13 protein-coding genes are annotated in these 16,679 nt (G+C 45.1%); 9 read left to right on the top strand and 4 right to left on the bottom strand.

The features are described from left to right. Position 1 precedes the first annotated feature (1 nt). The 4 genes from accC to dsbD all read right to left on the bottom strand — a co-directional run bounded on the left by accC (position 2) and on the right by dsbD (position 4,269). A complete protein-coding gene (gene accC, locus MAMP_RS00510) occupies positions 2-1,342 on the bottom strand; it encodes an acetyl-CoA carboxylase biotin carboxylase subunit (RefSeq protein WP_007143998.1) in 1,341 nt (446 codons plus the stop codon). Between the two features lie 63 nt (positions 1,343-1,405). Next, positions 1,406-1,855 (bottom strand): acetyl-CoA carboxylase biotin carboxyl carrier protein, encoded by a 450-nt coding sequence (gene accB, locus MAMP_RS00505; protein ID WP_007143997.1) that lies wholly within the window; start codon positions 1,853-1,855, stop codon positions 1,406-1,408. 22 nt (positions 1,856-1,877) lie between these two features. Beyond that, complete coding sequence (gene aroQ / locus MAMP_RS00500; protein WP_007143996.1) at positions 1,878-2,315, bottom strand: type II 3-dehydroquinate dehydratase; 438 nt, start codon at positions 2,313-2,315, stop codon at positions 1,878-1,880. A gap of 136 nt (positions 2,316-2,451) precedes the next feature. Then, the gene (gene dsbD / locus MAMP_RS00495) at positions 2,452-4,269 is read right to left on the bottom strand and encodes a protein-disulfide reductase DsbD (RefSeq protein WP_007143995.1); all 1,818 of its coding nucleotides are present in this window, start codon (positions 4,267-4,269) and stop codon (positions 2,452-2,454) included. 140 nt (positions 4,270-4,409) lie between these two features. Between dsbD and MAMP_RS00490 the strand changes: the two genes are divergently transcribed. The 9 genes from MAMP_RS00490 to ppx all read left to right on the top strand — a co-directional run bounded on the left by MAMP_RS00490 (position 4,410) and on the right by ppx (position 16,665). After that, on the top strand, positions 4,410-6,056 hold the full coding sequence (locus MAMP_RS00490) for an inorganic phosphate transporter (protein WP_007143994.1): 1,647 nt from the start codon (positions 4,410-4,412) through the stop codon (positions 6,054-6,056). 189 nt (positions 6,057-6,245) lie between these two features. Continuing rightward, positions 6,246-6,938, top strand: a complete 693-nt coding sequence (gene phoB, locus MAMP_RS00485) for a phosphate regulon transcriptional regulator PhoB (RefSeq protein WP_007143993.1) — start codon at positions 6,246-6,248, stop codon at positions 6,936-6,938. Between the two features lie 12 nt (positions 6,939-6,950). Then, a complete protein-coding gene (phoR, locus tag MAMP_RS00480; RefSeq protein ID WP_007143992.1) occupies positions 6,951-8,240 on the top strand; it encodes a phosphate regulon sensor histidine kinase PhoR in 1,290 nt (429 codons plus the stop codon). Between the two features lie 143 nt (positions 8,241-8,383). Continuing rightward, complete coding sequence (locus tag MAMP_RS00475) at positions 8,384-9,340, top strand: PstS family phosphate ABC transporter substrate-binding protein (protein ID WP_007143991.1); 957 nt, start codon at positions 8,384-8,386, stop codon at positions 9,338-9,340. 135 nt (positions 9,341-9,475) lie between these two features. After that, entirely contained in the window at positions 9,476-11,746 is a 2,271-nt protein-coding gene (locus MAMP_RS00470) for an ABC transporter permease subunit (RefSeq protein ID WP_007143990.1), read from the top strand. 12 nt (positions 11,747-11,758) lie between these two features. Then, positions 11,759-13,432: a phosphate ABC transporter permease PstA gene (gene pstA, locus MAMP_RS00465; protein ID WP_007143989.1), complete on the top strand. Its 1,674-nt coding sequence runs from the start codon at positions 11,759-11,761 to the stop codon at positions 13,430-13,432. A gap of 3 nt (positions 13,433-13,435) precedes the next feature. Continuing rightward, positions 13,436-14,278: a phosphate ABC transporter ATP-binding protein PstB gene (gene pstB, locus MAMP_RS00460; RefSeq protein ID WP_007143988.1), complete on the top strand. Its 843-nt coding sequence runs from the start codon at positions 13,436-13,438 to the stop codon at positions 14,276-14,278. Positions 14,279-14,300: 22 nt separating this feature from the next. Beyond that, on the top strand, positions 14,301-15,023 hold the full coding sequence (gene phoU, locus MAMP_RS00455) for a phosphate signaling complex protein PhoU (RefSeq protein WP_007143987.1): 723 nt from the start codon (positions 14,301-14,303) through the stop codon (positions 15,021-15,023). Further along, positions 15,016-16,665 carry an exopolyphosphatase gene (ppx, locus tag MAMP_RS00450; RefSeq protein WP_237701182.1) on the top strand — a complete coding sequence of 550 codons (1,650 nt, stop codon included), beginning with the start codon at positions 15,016-15,018 and terminating at the stop codon, positions 16,663-16,665. The genes phoU and ppx overlap by 8 nt, the downstream gene beginning before the upstream one ends. The last annotated feature ends 14 nt before the right edge of the window (positions 16,666-16,679 follow it).

The following is a 16,679-nucleotide window of genomic DNA, read 5'->3' as shown; positions in this document are numbered from 1 at the left end:
GTTACAGGCCCAGTTTCTTTTCAAGGTAATGAATATTGGTGCCACCCGTTTGGAAGTGGGTGTCGTCCATGATGTCACGTTGCAGTTCAACGTTGGTTTTTATGCCTTCAATACCAATTTCTTTTAGGGCTGTTTGCATACGGGCAATCGCGATATCGCGGGTTTTACCGTAAGCAATCAGTTTGCCGATCAAAGAGTCGTAGTTAGGTGGTACACGGTAACCGCTATAAATGTGAGAATCCATACGGATACCCGCACCGCCTGGTGCATGATAAGACGTAATTTGTCCTGGGCTAGGCATAAAGGTACGAGGATCTTCAGCATTGATACGACATTCAATAGCATGACCACGCATCACAATATCTTCTTGTTTAATAGTAAGAGGCTCACCTGCCGCGATGCGAATTTGTTGCACCAGCAGGTCAACATCAGTCACACGTTCAGTGACCGGATGCTCTACCTGAATACGGGTATTCATTTCAATGAAATAGAATTCACCATCCTGATAGAGAAACTCAAAGGTACCAGCTCCGCGGTAACCAATGCGTACACAAGCTTCAGCACAGATTTTACCCATACGGTCACGCATTTCAGGGGTAATGCCGGGAGCTGGGGCTTCTTCAACAACTTTTTGATGGCGACGCTGCATAGAGCAGTCGCGTTCACCTAAGTGAATAGCATTGCCATGCTGATCGGCGAGTACCTGGAATTCAATATGACGAGGGTTTTCCAGGAATTTCTCCATATAAACCATGCCATTGCCAAATGCTGCTTTTGCTTCACTACGTGTTAACGCAATAGCATTGAGTAAGTGTGCTTCACTATGAACTTCGCGCATACCACGACCACCACCACCACCGGCGGCTTTAATAATAATGGGATAGCCGATTTCACGTGCCAGACGTAAATTGGTTTCATCATCATTACCTAGTGGGCCGTCAGAGCCTGGTACACAAGGTACGCCAGCTTCTTTCATCGCTTTAATCGCCGATACCTTATCACCCATCAGACGGATGGTATCAGCACGTGGACCGATGAAAATAAAGCCACTTTCTTCTACACGTTCTGCAAAGTCAGCATTTTCAGATAAAAAGCCATAACCGGGGTGAATTGCTGTGGCATCTGTAATTTCAGCAGCACTGATAAGTGCAGGGATGTTGAGATAACTTTCACTAGAGGGGGCAGGGCCGATACAAACAGTCTCATCAGCTAGCAAAACGTGTTTTAAGTCACGGTCTACTGTTGAGTGAACAGCAACCGTTTTGATGCCCAGTTCCCAACAAGCCCGCAAGATACGCAAGGCAATCTCGCCTCGGTTAGCAATAACAATTTTATCGATCATAATTTGGTTTTAATCCACAATTCAGGGTGAGCAATGGCTATGCTGAGATAGCCAGCGTGACTGTTATTCGATAATGACTAGCGGCTCGTCAAATTCAACAGGATCACCGTTTTCAACCAGAATAGCTTTGACAGTACCACTACGGTCTGCTTCGATTTGGTTGAACATTTTCATGGCTTCGATGATGCAAATGACATCACCAGCAGATACGGATTGGCCAACTTCAACAAATGGCGCGGCTTCAGGCGATGATGAACGATAGAAAGTCCCCACCATTGGTGAGCGGACAGCATTAGCTTCATTAACCGTTTTGGCTGTTTCTACTGCGGGTGCTGGTGCAGGGGCTGCCGCTGGAGCAGCATAATGAGCAGGTGCAGGAGCGCTGTAAGAAACAGCCGCAGAATGCTGATTACGACTGATACGTACTGACTCTTCACCTTCTGAAATTTCAATTTCAGATACGTCAGATTCTTGGATCAAATCAATCAGTTTTTTTATTTTACGAATGTCCATGCTAAAACCTTATATTTAGTCGTTATGGGTTGAGTTGTCTGATGGCAGATGCCAAAGCTAATTCATAGCCTTGTGTGCCAAGTCCACAAATCACACCTACTGCGATATCAGATAGGTAGGAGTGATGGCGGAATGTTTCGCGTGCGTGAATATTAGAAATATGTACTTCGATAAAAGGAATTTTGACCGCGGATAAGGCATCTCGTAATGCCACGCTGGTATGTGTGAATGCCGCCGGATTAATAATAATGAAATCAGCCTTACCTCTGACAGCATGAATTTTTTCAATTAATTCATGTTCTGCATTGGTCTGAAAAAAATCGAGGTGGTGTGAGGCCTCTTTTGCGATCACATCCAGACGTTGTTGAACATCGGTCAGCGTGTCCGCACCATAATGTTCAGGCTCGCGTGTCCCAAGCAGATTGAGATTGGGGCCGTTAAGCACAACAATATTCGCCATTGCGATCCTTCAATTACGGGTCAAAGATAATAGGCGGAATTGTGCACCAGCAGACTGATGATGTCCAGTTTATCGAAATAAAAAGCGGCTTTTTGTTGCTATTTTCGCCGAAAAGTCATGTTTCTGGAGTTTTCTGTTATTGGCTTTGAATCTGCTTAATGTGATCTAAGAAGGTATCGGTTTTTACAAAGCCAACCAGCCGGTGTTGCTTTAGTTCTTTGCCTGTTTTATCGAAAAACAACATGGTCGGGGGGCCAAATACCCGTAGTGATTTCAGCATATCCTGATGGACTTGTGTGTTTTCCGTCATATCCAGTTGCAGCAAGGTGTAATTTTTCATTGCGGCAATTACTTCAGGATCCTGAAACGTCGTGTTTTCCATAATTTTACATTCGGTACACCAGTCGGCATAAAAATCGAGCATAACGGGTTGCGTTGTGGAGGCCAGTCGACGATTCAGTTCGTTGAGATCACTTATACGGGAAAAAGTAAGGTGTTGTGACACCGATGACTTAGCTGAGCTTATTGCCATCGCCTTAAGCGGTTGCCATACATTTTGGCTGCCACTCGCACCACCAATCATCAACATTGCGCCATATATAAAGAGTATTAAACCGGCGCCTTTGCTAAGTTTATTGAGATCCGTCGCATCAATATCGAGATGATTAAATGCGCCAAGGTAGACGGCGGTAACAATTAATAAGCCGCCCCAAAGAATCAAAGTCAGCCAACCGGGGATGATGCGTTCTAGCATCCAGATGGCAAGACCTAATAGCAGCACGCCAAACACCGATTTAATAAACATCATCCAGTTTCCTGCTTTAGGTAGCAGTTTGCCAGCCGATGTACCAATGATAAGCAGAGGTATGCCCATCCCCATACTCAGCGCAAATAACGCGAGTCCGCCTAATACGGGATCTGCATGTTGTCCGATAAAAATTAAGGTACCCGCCAGCGGTGGCGCCAGACAAGGGCCAACAATCAAGCCTGACAGTAACCCCATAATCGCTACCCCCATCAATTTGCCACCTTGTTGTTTGTGACTGAGTTGATGTAGGCGATGTTGAACGGCGTGGGGGAGTTGCAGTTCGTATAAGCCGAACATGGATAAAGCGAGAAGAACGAATAAGGCACTGAATGCACTGATTATCCATGGGTTTTGAAACATGGCCTGTAAATTTTCACCGAGTAATCCTGTAATCACACCGGCAATGGTATATGTCACTGACATCGCCAAAACATAGACAAGCGACAGGATGAAAGCCCGGCGGGTGGTGATGTGTTCTCCTTCGCCGACAATGATGCTGGATAAAATAGGAATCATCGGGAAGATACAGGGGGTAAATGCCAGTAACAGGCCCAGTCCAATAAAACCGAGAATGATTTGGCCTAGGTTTTCCTGTTCCAGTTTCTGTGCGATACGGTCTTGTTCTGTGAGTTGATTAGCAATGGGTTTTGCATCATCCGCTTTTTGTTGTGGTGCCTGGCTTAGGGCTGGTAAAGCCAGATCAACTTGTTGCTCAGAGGGCGGATAACAAATACCAAATTTTTCTGAACATCCCTGAAAGCGTGCTTTGAGAGTAAATGTGCTTGGACCTTCAGGACGCTCAATGGGAATGATCAGTGATAAATCATGATGATAAACCTGCACTAAACCAAAGGTTTCATCTTGCTTATTTTCACCTGCCGGTAGCGATATCTGGCCTAATTTAACGTTGTCATTACCGGCCACTTCAAACTGAATTTTATTCTGGTACAGGTAGTTACCATCGAGTACTTTCCAATGTGCCAGAATGCTGTTGGCATCATTGACTTCTGCGCTGAATTGAAAAGCTTCTTCGACAAGTGGTGGGACCTCATCATCACTACCCAGACCTAAACCATCAAACAGGCTGCTGCGCGCATGTGCATTAAAAACGGTTAGCAGTAATATAAAAAATAAAAATTTTTTCATCAGTCTCAAATGCTTGTCAGAAGGTTGTATAACTAGACAATCATAGCAGGCAATAGTTACATCGGTCTTGTCTGGGGTATGCCTCATGTCACATTGCTGTAATAATTGCGCCGTTTTGGGTAGTTATTAACGGAATCAACGTGGAAATAAAAGACATCCATAAAATTGAGAAACAAGCCTATAAGAAGAGTCATGCTGAACTAACCAGAATCGGCATGGCCCTTTTTTTTATGGTGGCCGTGCTTGGCTACAGCTTTGTTAGCAGTGGCGGCGTTCCCAATAATCTTTTCCTGGCGATAGCCACTGTTTTTGGCGCTTATATGGCAATGAATATTGGTGCCAATGACGTTGCCAATAATGTCGGGCCAGCGGTTGGCTCTAAAGCCATGACAATGACTGGCGCCATTATCATCGCGATGATTTTTGAAGCCAGTGGCGCCATCATTGCCGGTGGCGATGTGGTTTCCACGATTAAAAACGGCATCATCGATATCAATGCCTTCGGCCAGGAGAGTGATACATTCATCTGGGCGATGATGGCCGCATTATTAGCTGCAGCACTCTGGCTAAATATGGCGACCTTTGCCAGAGCACCAGTATCAACCACACATTCTATAGTCGGTGGTGTGATGGGGGCGGGCATTGCTGCAGCAGGATTTAAGATTGTGAACTGGGGAACGATGGGTGCCATAGTGGGCTCATGGGTAATTTCTCCAGTGATTGGTGGTGTGGTGGCCGCCGCTTTCTTGTTTGCTATCAAAAAAACCATCATCTTTCAGGAAAACAAAATAGCCGCTTCACTGAAATGGGTGCCAGTCTATGTTTCGATTATGGCGTGGGCATTTGTAACTTATCTGGTCTTAAAAGGCCTGAAACATATCTGGCCGAAATTCTTAACCTTGGTCAATGACTGGTTGTTCACCGTCGACATCGTCGATAAACCAAGTATGTTGCAAGCATCGACTATTGGCTTGGTCGTTGCGATTATTTCATTCTTTTTAGTCAAAGCCTCATTGCGCCGTCGTTTACCCAAGCTGAAAAACGATCGTGAAAGCATCAATATTCTGTTTACCATTCCATTAATTTTTGCTGCGGCTTTATTGAGTTTTGCTCATGGAGCGAATGATGTGGCTAATGCAATCGGGCCACTGGCAGCGATTCATGATGCTGTGATGACTGGTGGCATTAATGCTAAAGCGGGCATACCTTTCTGGGTAATGGCTGTCGGTGCCTTTGGTATTGCGCTTGGGCTGGGCCTCTATGGTCCCCGTTTGATCCGAACCGTGGGTGGTGAAATTACTGAACTGGATCAAATGCGTGCATTTTCTATTGCGATGGCAGCCGCTATCACGGTCATTATCGCCAGTCAGTTAGGTTTGCCAGTCAGCTCGACGCATATTGCCATTGGCGGTGTTTTTGGTGTTGGTTTCTTACGTGAATGGATGGATAAGTCGAGTAGCCTCAAGCAGGAAATTGAGCGAGATAAACAAGAAATTCAGGAAGAAAAACGTTTATTGAGCGCCTTACGCAGTGAACTGAATATGTTGCTCGATAAAAAACAAAAGTCGGCAGCAGATTACCAGCGTATCACTCAGTTATATAGCTCGATTGACCGTGAAAAAGACACACTTAAGAAAGCCAAAAAAGTATTAAAGAAAGAAAAGAAAAGTCTTTACGTCAAACGCGATATTGTTAAAAAAATTGTTACAGCCTGGTTAATCACTGTCCCTGCCGCCGCGGTATTAGCCGCGTCATTGTTTTATATGATTAAGGGAATTATGAGTTAAAACAATGATATATGTTTTGACATAAAACTGTCATAAAGCCACATTTTCCAGCGGAATTTGTGGCTTTTTATTTTTCAGATAGTCTATAAAGTAGCCTGTAATAGCAATAAAAACACGGTTGTTACGAAACTGTCATAATTCAGAGGTAAGATACTTGGATTATGATTAAAGAAATACTGGGATGAATTTATGGCTACAAGCGTATTAGTGGTTGAAGATGATGTCGCCATCAGGGATATGTTGACGTTCACCCTGAAACAGGCCGGTCTGACCTGCGAGTCGGTTGGTGATGCAGAATCTGGTTTGGACGCATTAAAAAATAACCAACCCGATATGATTTTACTGGACTGGATGTTACCTGGCATTGATGGCATTGAGTTTATTCGTCGTCTGCGTGCTAACGAGTTTCTGGCCAATATTCCCGTCATCATGCTTACTGCCAAAGGTGAAAGCGAAGACATGGTCAAAGGTCTTGCTGTTGGGGCTGATGATTACGTCAATAAACCTTTTTCACCACCTGAGCTTATCGCTCGTATTAAAGCGGTATTACGTCGCTGCCAGCCGCCCGAAAATGAAGATGCTCAGAAACTCCAGTTTGGCAATTTAGTGTTGGATACAAAAAGTCATCGTGTCACTGTTGATGATGTGCGTGTTGAATTAGGGCCAACTGAGTTTCGCTTATTACACTTTTTCATGAAAAATCCTGAACGCGCATATGGTCGCTCACAATTACTGGATTATGTCTGGGGCGATACCGTGTACATTGAAGAACGTACCGTGGATGTCCATATACGTCGTCTGCGCAAAGCACTTGAGCCAACGGGCCATGATCAATTTATCCAGACCGTTCGAGGTGTTGGATACCGTTTTTCAGTCGATTAAGCGAACTGAAATATGCAATGGGATAATTGGCGGCTACTGACACTAGTCAGTCTGGCAGGTTTTGTCGGGCTGTTATTTGGTCAAATGATGGCATTTATGTTTGTTGCCACCTTGGCCTATGCTTTGTGGCTTCAGCATAACTGGTACAAACTCTGGTATTGGTTACAAAAACCCAAAAAACGTCGCTCTCCCAGTGCGGAAGGGGTCATTGACGATGTCTGTCGTCAGATTGAGCAGATGCGTCAACAAAATAGTAATCGGAAAAGAAAACTAACCGGATACCTAAAACGCTTTCAATCAGCAACAGCTGCCTTACCAGATGGCATCGTTGTCTTGGGTGAGTTTGGTGAAGTGGATTGGGCAAATCAGGCCGCTCGAGAGTTATTAGGCGTACGCTGGCCCCGGGATAACAATGTCAGGATCAATAATCTCATTCGTGAACCTGCTTTTCAGCACTTACTGGAAAATCATATCCACCTCGGCGGCACGACGACGGTCAAATCACCGCTGAATGAAGATGTGCAGCTGGAAGTCAAGCTGGTGAACTACATGGGCTCGGGCCGCTTATTGATTGCCCGTGATATTACCCAGACCATCAAACTTCAGCGTATGCGTCGTGACTTTGTTGCTAATGTTTCGCATGAACTAAAAACACCTCTAACCGTTTTACGAGGTTATCTGGAAGCGTTTACCGAAGATACCGATCCGGAACAGTGGAAAATGGCTCTGCCAGCAATGCGTCAGCAAAGTGAACGTATGCATTTGATGATTAAGGATTTATTGGTCTTATCTCAGTTGGAGACTGGAGAAAAATCATTACGTCGTATTCCTACTGATGTGGACAAGTTGCTGCATTCGATCATTGAGGATGCCAAGGCATTGGAGCATTACCATGAGCATCAGTTCAGTCTCCATCTGGAAACAGATAAATGGTTGATTTGTGATTTGGGTGAAGTACGAAGTGCAATATCTAATCTGGTATTTAATGCGGTGAAATATACTCCTGCGGGTTGCAAGGTCACACTCAGCTGGCGCGAAACAGATGATGGCGTCTGCATTGAAGTAACGGATGAAGGGGAAGGTATAGCGGCTCATCACTTAGATCGGCTGACGGAACGTTTCTACCGTGTTGATAAAGGTCGTAGTAGTGATGCTGGCGGCACAGGGCTGGGCTTAGCGATCGTTAAACACGTGCTGCAAAGACATGGCGCAAAACTGATTATCACTAGCGAGTTAGGCAAAGGTAGCAGTTTTAAATGTTGCTTTCCTGAGACAGCAGCAGTGGAGAAAATCCCGGTATAAATGCCCGTTAAACAAAGAAAAAATGCCTCTGTCATCTCTTTGTCATATATTTTTCATATGCTTGTCACACGCTAAACTCATACTACCTAGCGCTTACGTTAATAACGTTGCTTTTTTCTTTTAATTTTTGGGAGTTGAACACTATGTTCAAGAAAAACCTTGCTCTGCTAGGTGCTGCAATGACGATGGCTTTCTCGCCGCTGACATTCGCTGGTGATATTGATCCTGCTTTACCTGACTACGAAAAAGTGAGCGGTATTTCAGGCAGCTTATCGAGTGTTGGTTCAGACACATTAGCTAACTTGATGACAATGTGGGCTGAAGAGTTCAAACGTGAATACCCAAATGTGAGTATTCAAATTCAGGCCGCTGGTTCTTCAACTGCGCCACCTGCTTTGACTGAAGGTACTTCTAACTTTGGTCCAATGAGCCGCAAAATGAAAGATAAAGAAGACGCGGCATTTGAAGCGAAATATGGTTACAAAGCCACACCCATTCGTGTCGCTATCGATGCCTTGGCTGTCTATGTACACAAAGACAATCCAATTGATGGTCTGACTATTCCTCAAGTGGATGCGATTTTCTCTGCAACCCGCACCTGTGGTTACCCAGAAGACATTACTAACTGGAAACAGCTAGGTCAGGATTTAGGTAACATCCAACTTTACGGTCGTAACTCTGTTTCCGGTACTTACGGTTACTTCAAAGATCACGCTTTATGTAAAGGTGACTACAAAAACAGTGTAAATGAGCAACCTGGTTCAGCATCAGTGGTTCAAGGTGTGACAAAATCGCTTAACGGTATTGGTTACTCAGGTATCGGTTATAAAACGTCTGGCGTTAAAGCACTTGCTTTAGCTAAAGAAGAGGGCGGTAAAATGATTCCTGCAACATTAGATAATGCAGCGAATGGTTCTTACCCGCTTTCACGTTACTTGTACGTTTACATCAACAAAGCGCCTAACAAACCATTAGCGCCAATTGACCGTGAATTCATTAAAATGATCCTGTCAAAAGTGGGTCAGAAAGTGGTAGTAAAAGATGGTTATATTCCACTACCAGACTCAGTTGTTGAAAAAGAATTGCAAAAGCTGCAATAAAACAGCATTTGCCTTGCTCAGGAAGACGCCCCGTTTTTACGGGGCGTTTTTTCTAAACTTATCGCTAAATGCACTGTAAGCCAGTATGTTTAGCAATAAATTAAAGCTGAAAAATAAATTAAGTGGTATTGCTAGATGCAAGAACAAACAGTTGAAAATAGTGTATTACCAGCGCCCGGTTCCAAAGTGGCAAATCGCAGGCGTGCATGGCGTGAGGTGAAAGATCGTATTGCCAAATATGGTGTGGCAGTCGGTGGTATTTCAGTCATCCTAGCTATTGTGCTGATTTTCTTTTATCTGCTCTATGTGGTGATGCCCTTATTTCAAGGGGCAAGTCTGAAGACAGAAGCGACATATCACAGCGATTTTAAACAACCTGCCTTTTTATCCCTGAATGAATACAACACGGTGGCCATGGCTGTCGAAGCTAGCGGCATGGTACGTTTTTTTGATGCCAAAACCGGCAAAACGATGACCGAAACCTCACTGCCGTTGGCGGGGAAAACCATCAGCACTGTCAGTGCTGGTGCCGCAACGACAGGTGTATTTAGTTATGGTTTTAATGATGGCAGCGCATTAGTCATTAAAGAAAAATACAAAGTGACTTATCCAACCGGAACACAACGCGTTATCGTGCCAGAAGTCACTTATCCATTAGGTGAAAAGCATGTTGTGATTGATGATCAAGGCAAGTCAATCAATCTGCTTTCTGTTCAGAGTTATGAAGATAAAACAACATTCATTGCTTACACCGAGGATAAGCGTCTAATACTGAAACGCTTTGAAAAAGAAGTGGATTTCCTTGATGACACCCAATTTACCATTAACGAAGAAAAGCATGAGATCCCCTTAACGGATGTCAGTGATCTGACTCAGGTCAAACTGGATGTTGATCAACGTGAGCTTTATCTGGCCGATGATAAGGGCTTTATTTATTACTACGATGTTCAGCAGCTAGATAAACCGCGTTTAATTCAGAAAATCAAAGCGGTACCCACAGGCGTGGATATTACGAGCTTTGAATTTCTGACAGGCGGTATTTCTATTCTGGTGGGACGCAGCGACGGTCAGATTGATCAATGGTTTCCGGTCAGAGACAAGGACAATAACTACACCTTACATAATGTGCGTAGTTTTGATGCTCAGAGCAGTCCGATCATTGCCATTGCACCAGAGCAAGCCCGTAAAGGCTTTTTAACGCTGGATAAAACCGGACATTTGGGGATTTATCACACCACCGCTCACCGGACATTATTGGTTGAACCGTATGTGGACAGTGAAGCGGTTATTGGCCTCTCACCAAGGGCAAATGGTCTTATCAGCATGACTGATAATGGTGACGTGAAGTTACTGGATATCCATAACGAACACCCTGACATCTCTTGGCATTCCTTATGGGAAAAGGTCTGGTATGAGAGCCGTGATCAGCCTGAATATATTTGGCAGTCATCATCAGCCAGTAATGATTTTGAACCTAAATTTAGTTTAACGCCATTGACATTCGGCACCATCAAAGCGGCCTTCTACGCGATGTTGGTAGCTGTTCCTCTGGCGATTATGGGCGCAATTTTTACCGCCTATTTTATGTCGCCAAGAATGCGTAGCTTTGTGAAACCGACCATCGAAATTATGGAGGCTTTGCCAACAGTTATTTTAGGTTTCCTCGCGGGTTTATGGTTAGCACCATTAGTCGAAGACCATTTGCCTGGTGTGTTCACATTGCTGTTTATGTTGCCGGTGATGATTATTTTGACTGCCTGGGGCTGGACCAAACTGCCAAAAGCCTGGCGTGAACGCATTCCTGATGGCTGGGAGCCGGCGGTGTTGATTCCAATTGTGTTGTTAGTCGGTTATGTCTCGATGGCGACCAGTGGTGCGATTGAGTTGTGGTTATTTGATGGCAATATGCCGCAATTTTTAAATGATATCGGTATTAATTATGACCAGCGCAATTCGCTGGTAGTCGGATTGGTTATGGGCTTTGCGGTGATTCCGACGATTTTCTCCATTACCGAAGATGCGATTTTTGGTGTGCCGAAACATCTGACGATAGGTTCATTAGCTTTAGGTGCAACCCCATGGCAAACCATGACGCGAGTGGTGCTGCTGACGGCGAGCCCAGGTATCTTCTCGGCGGTGATGATTGGTTTAGGCCGTGCTGTCGGTGAGACGATGATTGTATTGATGGCGACAGGTAATACGCCGATTATGGACTTCAATATCTTTGAAGGCTTCAGAGCGTTATCCGCCAATATCGCTGTAGAGATGCCAGAGGCTGAAGTGGCCAGTTCGCATTATCGCGTATTGTTCCTGGCGGCATTGGTATTGTTCTTAGCGACATTTGTGTTGAATACCGTCGCTGAAATTGTGCGCCAGCGCTTACGTAATAAATACAGCTCGCTGTAGTTAGGAAATAGAATGAAACAACGTTCTTCAATGAAAATCTGGTTTGATAGCGGTAAACCCTGGGTTTGGTTAAATGCTGGCGCGGTCAGTATCAGTCTGGTAATGGTCGTCGGCTTGATTGGTCTTATCGCTGTGCGAGGATTAAGCCATTTCTGGCCGGCTGATATCGTTGAGCTGACCTATGCCGAACCCGGCGAAGAAAAAGTGATGCTGGTGGGTGAACGCGTGGATCATGAAACCGTGCCTGCCGCTCGTTTGGCTTTATCAGGTGTGCATTTACCCGAAGGCCAGGAAACAGCCAATCGAACCTTATTAAAGATAGGTAATCGTGACTTTTTTGGTCTCGACTTTCGTTGGATTAACGATCCCTGGATCGAAGACACACAAAAACCTGACGGCCTGATGTCGATAGAGCGACGTGAATGGGGCAACTTTTATGGTTATCTAGTCAATGTTAAACAACAGGGTGAAGTTGTCGCTGAGGGTGAACAGGCCTGGGATGCATTTCAGCAACGATTGGCACGAAGTAATGCTTTATATAACAAGATAAAAGATATCGAAAAGTCAGATATTGGCAAGATCAATCATGGACTTGAAGAGCTGCGAATTGAACAGCGTCGATTAGAGCTCGATAAGGTTGAAAAAGGCACGGCGCCGTATCTGGAAATTGAAGAGGAACGTAAACAACTCAATACACGTTATGCAAAAATTCGTGAAGAGTTAGATGAATTATATTCAGAGCTGAATCGTGATCAAATCACCGTCAAGATTTCTGATGGCCGTGAAGCCGAAATACCGATGGCAAAAATCGTTCAGGCTTATAAACCGAATGCGATGACTACGCTACAGAAGCTGGGCCAGTATTTCCATAATGCTTGGGATTTTGTGTCAGGCGAGCCGCGTGAAGCAAACACGGAAGGTGGTATTTTCCCTGCGATTTTCGGTACAGTCATGATGGTGATGATCATGTCTGTACTGGTCACGCCGTTTGGGGTAATTGCAGCTGTTTATCTAAAGGAATATGCCAAACAAGGTGCTGTGGTTCGATTGATTCGTATCGCGGTCAATAATCTGGCTGGTGTGCCATCCATCGTCTATGGTGTATTTGGTCTTGGTTTTTTTGTTTATTTCATCGGTGGTAGCGTGGATGAGATTTTCTTCCAGGCCAAACTACCAGCCCCTACCTTTGGTTCACCAGGTTTATTATGGGCCTCGTTAACCTTAGCGATTTTGACTGTGCCGGTGGTCATTGTCGCAACGGAAGAGGGCTTGTCGCGTATTCCGAGAGCGATTCGTGAAGGTAGTCTGGCGCTTGGGGCGACAAAAGCAGAAACCTTGTGGCGAACAGTATTGCCAATGGCTGCACCAGCAATGATGACGGGATTGATTCTGGCTGTCGCCAGGGCGGCAGGTGAGGTGGCGCCGCTGATGATGGTTGGGGTGGTGAAACTGGCACCGTCACTAGCGATTGATAATATTGCGCCATACCTGCATTTGGATCGTCAATTTATGCACCTGGGTTTCCATATCTATGATGTGGGTTTCCAAAGCCCAAACGTTGAAGCCGCCAGACCGCTGGTCTATGCCACGGCATTTTTATTGGTATTGATTATTGTTGTGCTGAACCTGGCAGCGATTGGTATTCGTAATCGTCTGCGAGAAACTTATAAAGCAAGTGAGAGTTAAACGATGGAAGCAGTCAAAGAACAGAAAAATGTATCGCGAGGCATTGATATTGAGTCGATGCAAAGAGGGCCTCGTGTGAACCTGGATAATGAAACGCTGTGCCTGCAAGTCAAAGACTTTAACCTGTTTTATGGTGATAAACAGGCTCTGCACAATATCAATATGCAGATTCCAAAAAATCGAGTGACCGCGTTTATCGGCCCCAGTGGTTGTGGTAAATCAACGTTATTACGCTGTTTTAACCGAATGAACGATCTGATTGACTCTGTCAGGATGGAAGGTCAATTATTGCTTGATAAGATGGAAATTAATTCACCCTCAGTGAATGTGGCGGACTTACGTCGTCAGGTGGGTATGGTATTTCAAAAACCCAATCCATTTCCTAAGTCTATCTATGAAAACGTGGCGTATGGTCTGCGTCTGCAAGGTGTCAATGATCGTTCTACTTTAGATAAAGTGGTCGAAAAATCATTAAAAGGCGCCGCCTTATGGGATGAAGTCAAAGATCGTCTTCACGAGTCAGCGATGGGTATGTCAGGTGGTCAGCAGCAACGTCTAGTGATAGCCCGTGCTATTGCTATCGAACCCGAAGTCTTGTTGCTTGATGAACCGGCCTCGGCTCTGGATCCACTCTCTACATTAAAAATTGAAGAGTTGATTTACGAACTGAAAGAAAAGTATACGATTGTTATCGTGACTCATAATATGCAGCAAGCGGCGCGGGTATCTGATTACACTGCATTTATGTATATGGGCGAATTAATAGAGTTTGGTGCCACTGATGAACTCTTTACCAACCCAAGTAAAAAACAAACAGAAGATTATATTACCGGCCGTTACGGTTAATCCGGGCTGAGGAGAGACGCATATGGTTACAACTACTTCCCAACATATTTCGCAACAATTTGAGAATGAATTACAGGATATCCGTTCTCGTGTTTTAGCGATGGGTGGTCTGGTCGAGCAGCAAGTTCATAACGCGATGGAAGCCCTGATTAAAGGTGATGCCGATATTGCCCGCGAAGTGATTGCTTACGACGATGAGGTAAATTCATTAGAAGTCAGTATCGATGAGGAATGTATTCAGATTATTGCACTTCGCCAGCCAACGGCAGGGGATTTACGCCTTGTCTCCGGTATATTAAAAACCATTACCGATTTGGAACGCATTGGTGATGAGTCTGTGCGTATTGCCAGAATGGCACTGAATCTGTCTGAAAAAGATCGTCCCAAGCATAATTACCGTGAGCTGCAGGCCATGGGTAATCATGTGCGTGGCATGTTACGCGATGCATTGGATGCTTTTGCGCGATTTGATGTGGATATGGCTTTACGCGTGGCAAAAGAAGACCGTGAAGTCGATGCCGAATATGAGGCGATTTTACGTCAGCTAATGACGTATATGATGGAAGATACCCGAGCCGTTACTCGCGTGATTGATATGATGTGGTCTGCGCGTTCATTGGAACGTATTGGTGATCATGCTAATAATATCTGTGAACACATTATTTATCTGGTGGAAGGTAAAGATGTGCGCCATTTGAGTATCGAAAAAGCCGAACAAGTGATTAAAGGTCAACTTATTGAATAAAAAAAGAGGATTTTCGTCACGACTAAAAAGGGCCTGGTTGCGTTTGAGACCAGGCTTTTTTTATGGAAAAGATGATTTAACATTGTTCACCAGCAACCAGCTAGTGCAGAATAAACCGAAAAACGAACTGACAGGTGCTATGGAAGAAACAAATCATGATGTGCTGGCGGCGGTGGACCTCGGCTCTAACAGCTTTCACATGATCATCGCCCGAATGCGTGATGGCCATTTTCAAGTGGTCGACAGACTTCGGGAAATGGTGCAGCTCAGGGCTGGACTGGATAAACATCACTACCTTTCATTGGAAGCTCAGGAACGGGCGATAGCCTGTCTGGAACGGTTTGGCGAACGTATAAAGGATTTGCCATACGGCAGCGTCAGGGTGGTAGGCACCAATACCTTACGTATCGCACATAATTCACGACGTTTTCTGCGCCAGGCTCGCCTTGCCTTGGGTCATCCGATTGAAATTATCACCGGTGAAGAAGAAGCCCGACTGATTTATCTGGGCGTGGCTCATTCATTGGCATTTGATGACAGCCGTCGATTAGTGATGGACATCGGCGGTGGCAGTACCGAATTTATCATTGGAGATGGATTTAAAGGCCTGATGCGTGAGAGCCTGGAAATGGGCTGTGTCAGTTTTTCACAAAAGTTTTTTGCTGATGGCAAAACCACGGCGACACAGATGCAACATGCGATGTTGGCTGCGGCAAGACGTATTCGTTATATCCAGCGACCTTATCGTCAGGCTGGCTGGCAGGAGGCTGTTGGCGCATCGGGCACGATTCGAACGGTCGCCAATATTTGCAAAGAACACGGCTGGGCTGATGATGGCGTGATTACCGGCAAGGCGCTGGAGAAGATGGTAAACCATCTTATCGAAGCCGGCAGCGTCGAAGAGGCAAAGTTTGAAGGGCTGTCTGAAGAGCGAAATAATGTATTAGCTGGTGGCTTGTGTGTATTGGCTGCTGCGTTCGAGCGACTCGGCATTGAAAAAATGATTGTATCCGATGGCGCTTTAAGAGAAGGGTTATTGTATGACCTGCTTGGCCGTATTCAGCACGATGATGAGCGTGATCGCACCGTCCTAGCCTTGATGCGTCGCTATCACGTTGATGAGGCGCATGCCGAACGTGTTGCGGTGATGGCAACCCAACTTTATGAGCAAGTGGCGCATGAGTGGGAGCTGGATCACGATGAGTTACTGCATCGTCTGCAATGGGCCTGCAAACTTCATGAAGTAGGATTGTCTATCTCTCATAACCAGTTTCATAAACACTCGGCCTATCTGGTGGAACATTCGGATTTACCCGGCTTCTCCCGTGAGGAACAGCATGCCTTATCGGTGATGGTCAGAGGGCAACGGCGTTCATTCCCTAAAAAACATATCAATAAATTATCGGATGAAATGCAGTTAAGCACACAACGCTTAACGGTGCTGCTGCGACTTTCCATGGTGTTTAATCGCGGCCGGTCTGAGCATGCCGATACCTATATCAAGTTAAAATTAGACGGTAAAAAGATGATGCTGGTTTTGCCTGATGGTTGGTTAAAAGAGCATCCATTAACTGAAGCCGACCTGGCCCATGAAGTGGAACAACTGAAAAAAGTGGATTTGAAATTGAGCGTGGTAGCCTAGCTAAGCAATAAAAA

Origin of the sequence: Methylophaga thalassica MP, assembly GCF_000214595.1 — a bacterium.
Taxonomy (GTDB): domain Bacteria; phylum Pseudomonadota; class Gammaproteobacteria; order Nitrosococcales; family Methylophagaceae; genus Methylophaga; species Methylophaga thalassica.
The sequence above is the reverse complement of the archived record's forward strand: the minus strand, read 5'-3'. Positions and strand labels throughout refer to the sequence as shown.

Bases quoted from the DNA above. Each gene is read 5' to 3' on its own strand.
- accC (WP_007143998.1), bottom strand. From the start codon at position 1,342: ATGATCGATAAAATTGTTATTGCTAACCGAGGCGAGATTGCCTTGCGT.
- accB (WP_007143997.1), bottom strand. From the start codon at position 1,855: ATGGACATTCGTAAAATAAAAAAACTGATTGATTTGATCCAAGAATCT.
- aroQ (WP_007143996.1), bottom strand. From the start codon at position 2,315: ATGGCGAATATTGTTGTGCTTAACGGCCCCAATCTCAATCTGCTTGGG.
- dsbD (WP_007143995.1), bottom strand. From the start codon at position 4,269: ATGAAAAAATTTTTATTTTTTATATTACTGCTAACCGTTTTTAATGCA.
- phoB (WP_007143993.1), top strand. From the start codon at position 6,246: ATGGCTACAAGCGTATTAGTGGTTGAAGATGATGTCGCCATCAGGGAT.
- phoR (WP_007143992.1), top strand. From the start codon at position 6,951: ATGCAATGGGATAATTGGCGGCTACTGACACTAGTCAGTCTGGCAGGT.
- MAMP_RS00475 (WP_007143991.1), top strand. From the start codon at position 8,384: ATGTTCAAGAAAAACCTTGCTCTGCTAGGTGCTGCAATGACGATGGCT.
- MAMP_RS00470 (WP_007143990.1), top strand. From the start codon at position 9,476: ATGCAAGAACAAACAGTTGAAAATAGTGTATTACCAGCGCCCGGTTCC.
- pstA (WP_007143989.1), top strand. From the start codon at position 11,759: ATGAAACAACGTTCTTCAATGAAAATCTGGTTTGATAGCGGTAAACCC.
- pstB (WP_007143988.1), top strand. From the start codon at position 13,436: ATGGAAGCAGTCAAAGAACAGAAAAATGTATCGCGAGGCATTGATATT.
- phoU (WP_007143987.1), top strand. From the start codon at position 14,301: ATGGTTACAACTACTTCCCAACATATTTCGCAACAATTTGAGAATGAA.